The sequence below is a fragment of the bacterium genome, from assembly GCA_021372515.1.
In the GTDB taxonomy this organism is placed as follows: Bacteria; Gemmatimonadota; Glassbacteria; order GWA2-58-10; family GWA2-58-10; genus JAJFUG01.
Genome location: JAJFUG010000179.1, coordinates 1 through 12,982, shown reverse-complemented (window position 1 = coordinate 12,982; position 12,982 = coordinate 1). Strand labels below are relative to the sequence as shown.

Annotated in this window: 13 protein-coding genes; 11 read left to right on the top strand and 2 right to left on the bottom strand. The window is 64.2% G+C overall.

From position 1 onward, the window contains the following. Positions 1-7: 7 nt before the first annotated feature. From LLH00_16410 to LLH00_16385, 6 genes are all read left to right on the top strand, one after another. Positions 8-724, top strand: coding sequence for a flagellar motor protein MotB (locus LLH00_16410; GenBank protein ID MCE5272863.1), 717 nt, complete (start codon positions 8-10; stop codon positions 722-724). 47 nt (positions 725-771) lie between these two features. Further along, positions 772-1,347: a flagellar basal body-associated FliL family protein gene (locus LLH00_16405; protein ID MCE5272862.1), complete on the top strand. Its 576-nt coding sequence runs from the start codon at positions 772-774 to the stop codon at positions 1,345-1,347. An 18-nt stretch (positions 1,348-1,365) separates the two neighbouring features. Next, positions 1,366-2,373, top strand: a complete 1,008-nt coding sequence (fliM, locus tag LLH00_16400) for a flagellar motor switch protein FliM (protein MCE5272861.1) — start codon at positions 1,366-1,368, stop codon at positions 2,371-2,373. After that, positions 2,366-3,415: a flagellar motor switch protein FliN gene (fliN, locus tag LLH00_16395; GenBank protein ID MCE5272860.1), complete on the top strand. Its 1,050-nt coding sequence runs from the start codon at positions 2,366-2,368 to the stop codon at positions 3,413-3,415. The genes fliM and fliN overlap by 8 nt, the downstream gene beginning before the upstream one ends. A gap of 46 nt (positions 3,416-3,461) precedes the next feature. Beyond that, positions 3,462-4,091 (top strand): flagellar biosynthetic protein FliO, encoded by a 630-nt coding sequence (fliO, locus tag LLH00_16390; protein MCE5272859.1) that lies wholly within the window; start codon positions 3,462-3,464, stop codon positions 4,089-4,091. 192 nt (positions 4,092-4,283) lie between these two features. After that, positions 4,284-5,021: a creatininase family protein gene (locus tag LLH00_16385; protein MCE5272858.1), complete on the top strand. Its 738-nt coding sequence runs from the start codon at positions 4,284-4,286 to the stop codon at positions 5,019-5,021. A 133-nt stretch (positions 5,022-5,154) separates the two neighbouring features. On the opposite strand, the gene LLH00_16380 is transcribed toward LLH00_16385, so the two are convergent. Then, complete coding sequence (locus LLH00_16380; GenBank protein MCE5272857.1) at positions 5,155-7,041, bottom strand: M28 family peptidase; 1,887 nt, start codon at positions 7,039-7,041, stop codon at positions 5,155-5,157. Between the two features lie 113 nt (positions 7,042-7,154). Then, positions 7,155-7,616 carry a cyclic nucleotide-binding domain-containing protein gene (locus LLH00_16375; GenBank protein ID MCE5272856.1) on the bottom strand — a complete coding sequence of 154 codons (462 nt, stop codon included), beginning with the start codon at positions 7,614-7,616 and terminating at the stop codon, positions 7,155-7,157. A 219-nt stretch (positions 7,617-7,835) separates the two neighbouring features. Here LLH00_16375 and LLH00_16370 point away from each other — a divergent pair, with 219 nt between their 5' ends. The 5 genes from LLH00_16370 (at position 7,836) to LLH00_16350 (ending at position 12,477) form a co-directional block, all read left to right on the top strand. Further along, on the top strand, positions 7,836-8,705 hold the full coding sequence (locus LLH00_16370) for a cytochrome c family protein (GenBank protein ID MCE5272855.1): 870 nt from the start codon (positions 7,836-7,838) through the stop codon (positions 8,703-8,705). A gap of 22 nt (positions 8,706-8,727) precedes the next feature. Further along, positions 8,728-9,216 (top strand): gluconate 2-dehydrogenase subunit 3 family protein, encoded by a 489-nt coding sequence (locus tag LLH00_16365; protein ID MCE5272854.1) that lies wholly within the window; start codon positions 8,728-8,730, stop codon positions 9,214-9,216. Then, the gene (locus tag LLH00_16360) at positions 9,213-10,748 is read left to right on the top strand and encodes a GMC family oxidoreductase (GenBank protein MCE5272853.1); all 1,536 of its coding nucleotides are present in this window, start codon (positions 9,213-9,215) and stop codon (positions 10,746-10,748) included. Before LLH00_16365 ends, LLH00_16360 begins: the two co-directional genes overlap by 4 nt. Before the next feature lie 245 nt (positions 10,749-10,993). Further along, on the top strand, positions 10,994-11,755 hold the full coding sequence (locus tag LLH00_16355) for a helix-turn-helix domain-containing protein (GenBank protein ID MCE5272852.1): 762 nt from the start codon (positions 10,994-10,996) through the stop codon (positions 11,753-11,755). A 146-nt stretch (positions 11,756-11,901) separates the two neighbouring features. Then, a complete protein-coding gene (locus tag LLH00_16350) occupies positions 11,902-12,477 on the top strand; it encodes a hypothetical protein (GenBank protein MCE5272851.1) in 576 nt (191 codons plus the stop codon). Positions 12,478-12,982: the final 505 nt, after the last annotated feature.

Below are 12,982 nucleotides of genomic sequence, written 5' to 3'. Positions count from 1 at the left end.
TTCGAGTATGGCCAAAGGCTGTGATTGTCCGGAAGGGGCGCCGCCCTGGATGACGACCTACAGCGACCTGATGTCGCTGCTGCTGTGTTTCTTCGTGCTCATCGTCTCGATGAGCTCGATCCACGAGAACGACTTTTACGCCGGTGCGGGCAGCCTGCGCGGGGCTTTCGGCGTGATGAACGCCGACCCCTCGATAGTCAAGCTGCAGAACGTGGTGATGCCCACGCTTAAAAACGTGCAGCGCTCGATTATCGACAAGGCCGTCTCCAACATGCAGGATTTCATCAAGTCGGAGCATCTGGGAGACGATGTCAAGGTGGTGATCTCGGATAAAGGCGTGGCCCTGTCGGTGGCCGCTCCGCTGCTGTTCGACCTGGGCAGCGCCGAGCTGAAGCCCGAGTCGTTCAAAGTGCTGGAGCGCGTGTTCGCGATCTGCCAGGGCTGGCCCAATATCATCCGGGTTGAGGGGCACACCGACAATGTCCCCGTGGCCGACGGCAGCGTGAACCTGGACTCCAACTGGGACCTGGCTTTCAACCGCGCCCTGAGTGTGGTCAATTTCGGCATCCAGTTTGCCAAGATTCACCCCAGCCGCCTGGTCCCGGTCTCTTACGGCGAGTTCCATCCCGTGGCCGACAACGCCACCGAGGAAGGACGCGCAAAAAACCGGCGCATCGAGATCATGATGGAGTACAAGAAAGACGATCCCGATCCATTCAAATGACTGTCCGCCGGCCCGCGGCCGGCGTATTCAAACGGGAGTATGCGGAAATGGCGGATGAACCTCAGGAAGCCCCGGAATCCGAGGGCGGTGCAGGGGCAGCCTCATCTAAAGGCAAACTGTCGTTCAAGACCCTGATCCTGATCGGCTTGCCGCTGGTGATGGTGCAGGCGGTTTTCGCCTACTACATTGTCACCAGTTTCATCAAGCCCCATCTGCCTGCGGCCAAGCCGAAGGTGGAGGAAAAGAAGAAAGAGTCGCAGCCGGGCAGCCCCAAGGTCGAGGGTGAGATCGATCTGATCAAGTACACGCCCATGCCGGTGGAGGACGTCATCGTCAACCCGGCCGAGAGCCAGGGCCAGCGCTACCTCAGTGTCTCGGTAGTGCTGTATGTCCCCGCCGAGCTGGCGGATCAGATCAAGAAGCTCGAACCGGAAATACGCGCTGTGATTATCGAGCAGATCAGCCGCAAGCGGATCGACGAGCTGGTCGATTACCGAGACCAGGCCGTGCTGCGCGATGAGATCAAGGAAAAGGTTAACGCGGTGCTCAAAAACAATTTCGGCGCCTCGCTCAAGAACGTCGAGGTGCCCAGAGTGGTGTTTTCCAAGTACATCATCCAGTAAACCCACGGGCCTGATGCCATGAGCAAGATTCTGTCGCAGGAAGAGATCGATGCCCTGTTGTCCGGTGAATCCATCAGTGCCGGACCACAGCCCGGCCCACAGGAGTCCGGGGGCGAGGAGCAGAAAGACAAGCTGGTCAGCCTGTACGATTTCAAGCACCCCAACCGGGTCTCGAAAGACCAGCTCCGGACCATCCAGACCATCCACGAGGCCTTCGCCCGCGGTTTCGCCACGCACCTTTCCACGCGGCTGCGCAGCCTGGTGGACATCGATCTCACCTCGGTGGACCAGCTTACCTACTCCGAGTTCATCATGTCCATGGCCGACCCCAGCGCGGTGTACATCTTCAACATCCGCGAGCTTGAGGGGGATGCGATCCTGGAGATCAGCCCGCAACTCGTGCTCTACATCATCGACCGCTCGTTCGGCGGCGAGGGCGGAGTGACCCAGGAGGCGCGCGAGATCACAATCATCGAGCAGAACGTGATGAAAAAGATCGTGGACAACGCCCTGGACCAGTTGGTGCGCGCCTGGCAGAACATCACCCCGCTGACCCTCGAGCTGAAAGACTTCGAGACCAACCCCCAGCTCATCCAAATCAGCCCGCCGGGCGAAACCGCGATCATGATCTCGTTCGAGGTGAAGATCCAGGACTTTTCCAGCCTGCTCAACCTCTGCTTCCCGTATTTCGTGCTCGAGGACGTGATGCCCAAGCTGAGCGCCCAGCACCAGATCGCGCACACCCAGAAAAAGTCGACGCGGCACGACGAGGGCATCGTGCAGCACAAGCTGCGCGCGGCCGAGATACCGCTCAAGGTGACTCTGGGCAGCACCAAGCTTTCACTGCGCGATATCATGGGTCTGGAGATCGGTGATATCGTGCGCCTGGACAACCGTCTTGACGAGATGCTGGACGTGATCATCCAGGATACACCCAAATTCAAGGCCAAGCCGGGGTTATTCCGCAACCACAAGGCTGTGCAGATTGTATCGGCTGTCCAGGAAGGAGGCCTGAAACATGAGTAATTTCAGCCTGACCCCGGAACAGGAAAAGGCGCTGGGCGATATCGCCAAGACCGTGTCCGAGGAAAGCGCAGTGGTGATGTCGACCCTGCTGGACAAGAAGATCGACATCAACGTGAAAGCCTCCGGCGCGGCCGATACGGCCGGCCTGAACGGTCTGTTCCAGGATGAGATCGTGGTTGTGGAGAGCGCTTTCGCCACCGGGTTCGACGGGTCGTTCCACTTTCTGTTCACCAAGCCCCTGGTGGCCCGGCTGAGCGACCTGATGATGATGGGTGACGGGACGGCGGAGTTCAGCGAGGACCATATCGACGCCATCCAGGAGGGGGTCAACCAGATGATGGGGGCCGCCGCCACCTCGCTCGGGGCCAAGCTGGGGCGCAGCCTCGATTTCCAGCCCTCCATGGCCCGGTTGAGCACGCTGGGCGACTCCGGTCTGACCCTCGATGACCTGACCGCCATCGTTTTCGAGCTGCTGGTCGAGGGCGCCTCCCAGGGGCAGATTTCTCTGCTGATACCGCACGCGACCCTGGCCGAGATGGAGTCGCTGCTGGGGCAGGGCGGGACCGCGGCCGCCGCCGCAGCCGCGCCCGGACCCTCGGCCCAGTCCGGCGGTGGAGGGATGCCGGATTTCGACATGGACATGGGTATGGGCATGGGCGGCATGGAGTCCTCCGCGGCCCGCTCCGGCATGCCGGAGTCCCGGATGGATTTCGGCTCTTCTGTCGGCGGCGGACGGATGCCGGCGCTGGAGAGCATCAGCCTGGGCCAGGCCGAGCACGAGCGACTCGAACTGCTGCTGGATGTGAAGCTGGATGTCTCCATCGAGCTGGGGCGCTCGCGGATGCTGCTGCGCGACATCCTGGAACTGGGGCCCGGCGCTGTGATCGAGCTGGACAAGATGGCCGGCGAGACAGTGGACCTTCTGATCAACGACAAGAAACTGGCCGAGGGCGAGGTGGTGGTGGTGGATGAGAATTTCGGGGTGCGCATCACGCACCTGGTGAGCATGGAAGAGCGTATCAAGATGCTTCAGACCACTTGAGCGGCCGGCAGCCCTGCGCGGCTTTCACCCCTTGTCTGGAGATGGTTTGAGCTGTCACCGACACAACCCGGGGCGGTTTTTCCCCGTAGCGCTGCCTGCGGCGCTGGCTGTCCTGCTGGCCCTGGCCCTGAGCGCCCCGGCCTCCGCCCGAACCGCCGCCGACTCCGCCCGCGACTCCGCCGCCGCGGTTGCCGCCTGCTGCCACGATTCCACCGTTGCCGACAGCCTTCGCTCCCCGCTGGACACGATCCCGGCCTGGAGCGCCGGCACGAGCGCGCCGCGTTTCGACTTCTCGGATGAGCACCGGATCGGCTCCGGCGGTTCGGGCTGGGTCTGGGTCTTTTCCTCCATCCTCATCGTCATCGGCCTTCTGTACCTGTTCCTCTACCTGCTGCGCCGCTTTTTCCAGCGCCCTGGCAGCCTGGGCCCGGCCAGCGGGCAGTTCCAGCTCTTGCAGCAGTTCCACCTCGGCCCGAAGAAGCAGCTCGCCCTGGTGAAAGTCTGCGGGCGGGTGCTGCTGCTGGGCGTGACCGACAGCTCGATCAACACCCTGCTGGAGATCAGCGACGAGGCCGAGCTGAAAAATGTCCTGGCCTCCTTCGAGAACGCCCCCGGCGCGAAAGCGCAGAATTTCCGCGAAATCTACCAGGGCCTTCTCCGCCGCAACAAGAGCTGAGCGCCTTTGCTCCATCTGCTGTACCCGTAACCCGATATCGACATTGTGCCCACCGGCGGCCGCGGGTTTCACGGTTGCGCCGCGGCAAGCCGCGGCTGTATATTCCATTCAGCGGCTGCCGCCCCGGCGGATCACGGGCCGGCCGCTCCCATCCGCTGTGCTTTTAATCGCCATGCCTGATCGGAGAATTGAATGATAGACACAGATGCCACCTCCACGGAACTGGAGCGCTCCGGGGCCGAGGTAGCCTTTTTGCCGGTGGGAGCCTGCGAGCAGCATTTCGGCCTTCTGCCCCTGTGCACCGATATCCTGCAGAGCGAGCGCCTGGCCCGCGACATCGGTGCGCATTTCGACAGCTTCATCTGCCCGGCGCTGCCCTACGGCACCTCGCTGGAGAACACCGGCCGCCCCGGCACCCTCACCCTGATGCCCGGCACCCTGGCCGCGGTGGTGCGCGACCTGGTGGAAAGCCTCTACAGCCAGGGGTTCCCGCTGGTGGCGCTGATCAACTCGCACGGCGGCAATTTTGTCCTGCGCCCCACGGTGCGCGAGCTGAACTACCGCAACGCCGGGCGCAAGACGATCTTTGTCGATCCCTGGGAGCTGGCCCCGCAGGACGAGGTGGCTAAGATTTTCGAAAGCCGGAACGAATTGCACTGCGGCGAGATGGAGACCTCGGTGATGCTGTACCTGGCCCCGGAGCGGGTGCGCCGGGAGGCGATGGTGGACGGCGTGCCGGAAGCGTCGCGCGCCGAGCTGGACATGTTCTCGATCCCGCAGCTCACGGGAGGCCGCCCCTGGGGGCTGGCCTCCCGCGCCACCGCGGCAAAGGGCGAGCGTTTCTACAACCTGATGGTCGAGACCGCCGTGGCCTTCATCCGTCGCGTGATCGCCCGTCACCGCGCCGGGGGCGGCTCCTACCACGGCTGAGCGCGTCTCAGGCTTATTTGGGTTCCAACCGATACCGTAGGGGCGGCCCCCTGTGGCCGCCCAAATCGAAAGGGGCAGGCACAGGGGCCTGCCCCTACGGAAACTGTCAGAGCAGATTGAACGCAAACCGGTCTCAGGCCCGCTCGATCAGCTCCACGTAGCCGTATTCCTTCAAGGTGTCGAACAGGGTGAAAAGGCTCTCCAGCGTGGGAACCTTGCCCAGTTCCTGCCCCACCAGCCATTGTATCTCTAACAGGCTCCTCTGCCCGTCCGACCAGCACATCGGGGCGTTCTGCTCGTAGGACCAGCAACTGCATTCCAGCTTGCGCTCTTTCTTGACCGCCTCGGGCACCCGGGTCAGCGAGAGCGGCCCGGCGATCAGGCGCTTCGGCACGATCCGGTCGGCCTTGCGCTCCGCCTCGCTCTGCGCCTTGCGCTCGAACCGCCTGCCGTCCGTCGGACGCAGCCGCGCGGCGAACTCGGCGATCTCCCGGCCGGTCTGCCCGGCGACAGCCTCGATCTGCTTGCGCTCGGCCTGGCCCAGGGCCAGGTCGTCCATCCGGGCCAGCTTGCGCTGGAACAGGGACAGAAGGTACTGGGCGCGCTCATCGAACGCCGCGCCGTCGGAAAGCTTCTCGGCCGCACGGGCCAGGTGTTCAAACGCGGCGCGGCGCACCAGGGCCGCACAGTCGCGGGCCACCCCGGCGCCGCCCGCGGCCAGGGTCAGGGCGTAGGCCCCCATCGCGGCCGAGATTTCGCCCAGCACCGTGGGGCTGAGGTTCTCCGGACGGTCGCTGCTCGAATGGTAATAGCGGTCGCGCAGGAAAATGAACGCCGTGCACGGGATGCCGATCACCGAGTCGGACAGGAAATTGTCATTGATCATGTAGTCCACCACCTCGTAGCGCCAGCGCGGGTGGTCGGCGTAGAGGTCCTGGATGATTTTCAGGCCCAGCTCGTCCATGAACGAGGGGTTGGAGTGCGGGGTGACGAAATACTGGAGCCAGCTCTTGCAGCGGTCCTGGTCCGGACCGGCCATGTCGGGGTTGATCGCGGCCAGGACGTTCTTCGCGATCTGAGGGTTGGCCGACAGGTGGGCCTGGAACCCCAGCATCTCCCAGGAGCAGATCACCCGGATGCTGCGCCGCGGTGCTGCGATCTCGCCCCGGGCCACCAGGGCCGTTATCGCGCGCGCCAGCTCAATGGCGCTGGCCACGCCCGAGGCGTTGTCGTGCGCGCCGGGCTCGTGCAGGTGCTGGATCAGCCAGATTTCTTTCTCCGGCTCCTCGCTCCCGCGGACTACACCCGTGGTCACCGGCACCGTGTCCGCGTACAGGCGGGTGTCCACGCGGGCGAAACAGTCGGCCTCACCTTTTACGGCCAGCACGGCGCGCAGCCAGTCGCCGCTTTCGGGCGAAATCTGGAACGCGAGCAGGTTTTCCGGGTTGCCGGGGTAGAGGAACGCGTTGTTCCAGCGGATCACCTGCATATTCTCGCTGCGCTCGCGCACGTCCGGCCAGCAAGGCAGCTCGTCGCTCACCAGCCCCAGCGCGCCCCCGTCGATCAGGCGGCGGCGCAGGCTGTCATCCAGCGGGGCCTTGTCCTGGAACACCAGCTTGCCCCGGATGTCGCCGGCGGATGAGTGGACCAGGCTCGCGCGCACGCCCTCGGGCCCGGTGTTGCCGCACCAGACAAAGAAATGGCAAGGGTCGGCGCTGCGGTCGGCGATGCGGCGGACCGCGCCGTCCGCCCCCGTGACCTCCAGGAACCCCGACACAGCGTCCCAGCCCTGCGGACTGGTCAGGTCGCTGTAGAGCGTCTTGCCGTCGCAGGGGTATTTCAGTATCTCCACCTGGCTCAGTCCGGCCTCGCGCATGATCGCTGCGGTCTCGTCCGCCGCGCGGTGGAAACCCGGGAAAGTGGACAGGCGGTCGTGGCACCAGAAACGCTGGATGTATTCGATGGCTCGGCGGCCGGATATCTCAGCCCGCAGCTTCTTCAGTATCTCATCGTGGAACATGTCGTTTCCCTTCGACAGCGCACAAGGTGAATGGAAAGGAGAAATAGAATCGAGATTACCCGTCAATAATTAGGGAACAGGCCGGCTAAATCAAGGCTGCTCTTCGCGGAGGGTCAAAAACTGTCGATCACCTGGTTGGCCTCGCGCAGCTTGTCCGACAGCTCGCGGGCCAGGTTGCGCAGCAGTTTGACTGTCAGGTGCGGGTAATCTTCCATCAGGCGGCGGCCCTCGATGGCGATCAGGCGGATGGAGGTGGCCGAGATCGCGGCGGCCGAGCGGAGCTGGTTTTCGAGCACTGCCATCTCGCCGAACACCTTACCCTGGCCGAGGGTGGCCAGCAGGCGGCCGCTCTTTTCCTTACGAATCTCCACCCGGCCCTCCAGGATCACGTAGAAATGCACCCCGATATCGCCCTCCTTGAAAATAAAGTCCCCCGGGTCGAAATCTATCGGTTGGGCGCATTCGAGCAGAAGCGAGAGTTCCTCCTCAGTGAAATCCGAGAAGAAGAAACTCGTGGTGAGCTCCCTGAGCAGACGGTTCCTCTCATCCTCTGGAAGCATGAATTTCTCAAGCACTTCTCTGCCTCGCTCGTCACCTGTCTATAGGAGTACTCTCGTATTTCTAAGATATCTAACAGAATATCATCAAAATTGGCTTTTTGTCAAACGGATGTGCAGTTCTCGGCGGAAATGCAGGGCGGCCGGTGCTTGACTTGTTTTCCGGCCGGTTGTACTATTCGCATCCATGCTCATCGGCTGAACCCTTCCGATACATCCGTTGCGAAGGGATTTATCTTGAAAAGAAACCTGCCGGGCCTGACAATATTGTTTTTTCTGGCCGCCGTCGCGAGCCTGAGCGCCCAGCGGCGGATTGACTGCGCCGCCTGCCATCCGGAAATCGCCGCCGGGTGGCGCGCCTCGGCCCACGCCCGGGCCTGGAGCACACCGGGGTTCGAAAAAGCCCTGCGCGCCCTGCCCGACCCGTTGCACTCCGGCTGCGACTGCCACGCCCCGGACTATTTCCTGCCCGCCGGCCTCGGCAGCCGTCCGGTCCAGCGCAGCGACAGCCTGGGAACCGGGGTGGATTGCCTGGCCTGCCACATGGACAGCTGCCTGACCGCCTACTGCTCCGGGACGGACCTGACCGTGCCGCACTGGGTTCGCAGCGAGCCGGGTTTCACAGAGGCCCGGTTCTGCACCGGCTGCCACAGTTGGGGCCGCGGCGCCGAAATCGCCTGCCAGGACTGCCACATGACCGCGGGCCCCGGGCCGAGCAGCGTGGCGAAAGCCGGCGGCGCCTCCGCCACCCACCGCTCGCACCGCTGGGAGGGTTCGGACAGCCCGGATTTCATCCGCGGGGCCGAAAGCCTGGCTGCGGCGCGGTCGGCGGACAGCCTGGTGCTGACCTTGAGTAACCTTCTGCCGGCGCATGCTTTCCCGCAGGGTTCGCACCGCAAGGCCGAGCTTCTGCTGTTCGGCGCGGCGGCCGGGGCCGACAGCGCCCTCTGGCGCGAGCCGGTGCGCCTGGAGGCCGATTCGGTCGCGCGCTACCCGTTCGGTTCCGATGTCGCGCCCGCCGGGGCGCGGGTGGAGCTGCGCTACTATCCGCTGCCCGAGGTGCTACCCGACAGTTTCTACCGCCTGGAGCGCCTGACTGTCCGTTGAGCCGGACTGGACTGGAGGACGGATGCAGAGAAGAAAGTTCATCGGCTCGTGCACCGCGGCGGCTGTGCTGGCCGCGGGCAGTGCTGGAGCGCAGAACAGCGCGACCGCCGCAGGTGACATCGCGCGCCTCAAGGCCCTGGCCGCGGTGATCGTGCCCGACCCCGACCCGGTCCTCTGGAGCACGGGAGCGCCCGCCATGGCCCTGGAGCGCACCTGGGATGCAATGGGCAGCGAAAGCCGCGCGCCGGTGAGCGCGTTCCTCGACCGTCTGGACCGCGCCGCCGGGGGCTCGTTCGCCGCCCTGGACCCGGAACGGCGCAGCGCTGTCCTGCGTGAGACACTGGGGCCGCCCTCCGCCTGGTCCGACCAGTTCCGCAGCCTGCGCTCGATGGCCCTGCGCGCATTCTACGACAGCCCGGCGGGCTTGGCGCGCTGCGGCTACATCCCCTCCACCCAGTTCGCCGGCTACCCGCAGCTGTGCAACTATCCGCCATCGAGGAAAGACCGATGAGCGAGGAGCGTTTCGACGCCATAGTGATCGGGGCAGGGGCGGCCGGCCTGACCGCCGCGGCGGAGCTGTCCGCCGCGCACTGGAAAGTGCTGGTGCTGGAGGAGGGGCCCTGGTACAACCCGTTCCGGGACTACCTGGACGGCGCGGTCAAACGGCTCCCGGTGGGCCTTAGCTGGACCGAGGACTGTGAGGTGAGGCCCTCCATGACCAAGGCCGTGGGCGGCAGCACCGTGTTCTACATGGGTGTGTTTTTCCGCCTGCACGAGAGCGATTTCCGCACCCGCAGCCGGGCCGGGGTAGGAGTGGACTGGCCCCTGGATTACCGCGAGCTGGAGCCGTATTACGACTACGTGGAGAAAGTGACCGGGGCCTCGGGCAGCCCGGAGAACGTTTTCGAGGCGCCGCGCGGGCCCTATCCCAACCCGGCGCACAGGATTTCGGGCTCGGCCTGGAAATTCAGGCAGGGAGCGCTCAAGCTGGGCCTGCACCCGGCGGTCAGCCCATCCTCGATACTCTCGCGCCCGTACAACGGGCGGCCGGGCTGCACCTACTGCGGCCGCTGCGGCGAGGGCTGCATGGTGGGGGACAAGAGTTCGGCCGAGATGACCTGGGCCCCGCTGGCCGTGGCCGCCGGCGCGGACATCCGCCCGGGGTGCAAGGTGTTCTCCATCCGCACTGACAATCTGGGCAAAGCCACGGGTGTGGTGTACAAGGGGGCGGACGGCGTGGAACGCGCCGCGGCAGCGGAGGTGGTACTGCTCTGCGCCGGGGCGGTCCACGACCCTATCATCCTGGCCCGCAGCCGGGGGCCGGCGCATCCGGAGGGCCTGGGGGCGGCCGGCGGCATGCGCGGCCGCAACCTGATGCAGCACGTGGGCGGGCGCTACATCACCGCGTTCGATGAGCCGGTGCACGGCTACATGGGCCTGAGCGGGGGAGTGAACGTGCAGGACCATTACGAGGGCGCGCCCGGGGCGGGTTTCGCGCGCGGATACACGTTATATGTTTCGCTTCAGGTGTTCCCGCCCTCGACTTTCGCCGATTGGTACCTGGAGGATTCCTGGGGCGAACAGCTCACCCGCCGCATGGCCTCCTACGACCGGATGATCCGGGTGGCGGTGCTGGGCGAGGACCAGGCCAGCCCGGAGAACCGCATCGAGGAAGACCCGGAGAAGAAGGACGCGGACGGGCTGCCGCTGGCCCGCGCGCGCTATGTCAAGTCCGCGAACGAGACCGCCATCCACGAGCACGCTTTCGCCACCTGCCGCGAGGTCTGCTGCGCCGCCGGGGCCGAGTCCTGGGAGATCGCCTCGACCGACAACACCAGCGCCCATCCGTTGGGCACCTGCCGCATGGGCGATGACCCCGCCTCCAGCGTGGTGGACCGCTGGGGCCGCTGCCATGACACCCCGGGGCTCTACCTCTGTGACAGCAGCGTTTTCCCAACCGCCGGGGCGGTCAACCCCGCCTGCACGGTGATGGCCCTGGCCGCGCGCACCGTGGCGCACCTGATCGGCCGTCGGCCGGGCTGATCCCCCGGCCTGCCCTGTCGCAAGCCTGCGGGCCGCGCCTTGAGAACTTCCTCCCCCTACCGGTGTAACCTCTCCCGGCGCCTCGCCTTCCCGGTCCTGCCGTCCAGGACCGAAGCCGTCTGCCAGCACAGCATTTAATCGGTTGACAGTTTTTTTCCGGGCATGCTATAATCGCAACGGATGTACTTCGCGGGCCGCTGTCTGCCCGGTCCCGCTCCCACACACGCCTGCCGTATGGAATGGCGATGGAAGACTCGGTCAATTATCGCAACCTGGGTGACAGGATCCGCAAGGTGCGCAGGGAGAGCCGCCTGAGCCAGAAAGTGTTCAGCAAGCTCTGCGGGGTCTCGCCTCTGACCCTGATGCGCTACGAAAGCGGCAGCCGCGGGCCGGATGCCAGGTTCCTGGTGCGCCTGTGCGAGAATTTCAATGTCAACGCCAACTGGATGCTGGCCGGCCAGGGCGGGATGTTCCTCGGCCCGGAGGGCGACGGCGGCAACGGCGGCCCGGGCCTGGATGCCTCGGCCGTGAGCGTGCTGTTCCAGGAATTCGCCGCTTTCCTCAAGACACGCTCCCACGTCGGGGGCGAGACGGAACCCGCCGCAGCGGCCGCGAAAACGACAGGCTCGGTGCCGGGGATACTGGTGGTCAGCCCGGACCGCACATTCTGCCAGCGTATCCGCAGCGTGCTGGCCCGTTTCGCCCGGGAGGTGATCGAGGCCGCCAGTTCCCGCGAGGCCGAACGGATCATGAATTTCCGCCGCTTTGCCCTGGTCGCGCTGGACAGCCGGGTAGTGGGGGCCGAGCGGCGACGGCTCCTCGAGCGTGTCCGCGACGCGAACGAGGCCGCGGTGCTGCTGTTTGGCCCGGGGGACAACCTCCTGGTGGAGGAAACTTTTCCGCCGGGACGCATCGAGAGGCTGGGACAGAATGTGTTAGAGGACGGTGAAATTTTGTTGAGTGCAGGACGCCTTTTAAGTGCATCCGCATACAGCCTCAAGACATAAGTCCGTACCGGCAGTTCGGCCGTCAGGTGCGGACGGTCCTTCATGCTTCCAAATCTCTTCCCGAGACAGCCGGGAAGTTTTATTTTGATTCCGGTTTTTCTGCGCTGCTTTCAATCCTCCGCCGATTACGAGATTTGGAGAAACCGATGGCAATCACAGCCGGCGTGGTTTTCGCCCTTGTGATTTCGATCACTATACTGATTTTTGCGATGGCTTTCCATCGCCGTCAGATCATTCTCAACCAGAAAAGGGCTGAGTACCTGACGGTCAAGCGGGACAACGCCGCCCACTGGAAGCGTTTCGAGACTTGCCAGGTCGAGATCGACCGCTACAAGGCCGATGTCAAGCTGCGCTCGCGCGACCTGAACGTGATGATTGTCGAAATGGACAAGAAAAGGCACGAAATTCGCGATGTCCTGGAAATACTGCGAGATGAGAACGATCAGGCGGAAAACGACATGGACCGCGAGCTGACCAAAATCCTGGAGCGCCGCAAGGGGATACTGCGCGGCCACTGGAAAGAGCTCAACGGCATGAAGACGCTGTTCATCCAGAAAATGGCGGATGTGAGCCAGCTCAAGAGCGGGATCGACAGCGTGGTTGTGCGCAAGGACGACGAGTATCAGAAATGGGCCAAGACCAAAATCAAGATGGACCGGCTGAAGAATGAGTTCGAGGCTGTGAGCCGCTCCTCTCTCTTTTCACTCTCCGGCAAACACTGACAGTTCCTGTGTGCTCAGTTTTTATGTCCAGCCTGTTTTCTGTCCTTCAGCAGCTGCGCGAATTCCTTGGCCGGAACGTAAATCCAGACGATCAGAATGATCAGGCCGATGGTCCAGATGCTCCAGGTGATCCAGTCGAAAGTCATGGCGGCGCCCCTTGTCTCGGTGGGATGATAACTGTATTTTTCTGGTGTCCGGGACGCGGCGCACGGCCTGTGCGCGACCTGCCCGGGAATGTTTAAGTTAAGCTAACAGGGAAGCTTTGATTAGGCAAGGATAAGTGCAGACAGATGCGAGGCGACGGTCCGGAAGCGCCGGATGGTTGCAGTGTATCGGGGAGGGAATGGTTTGCTCGAAGCGGCGCTGTACGACCTGGACGGTCTGATGGTTGACACCGAGCCCTTGCACCAGCGGGCCTCGGAACTGACACTGGCGAGATACGGCAGAAAATACGAGGAGATACCGGAGCGGGTGCGCAAGTCGGTCTACGGCAAGCGCGCCCCGG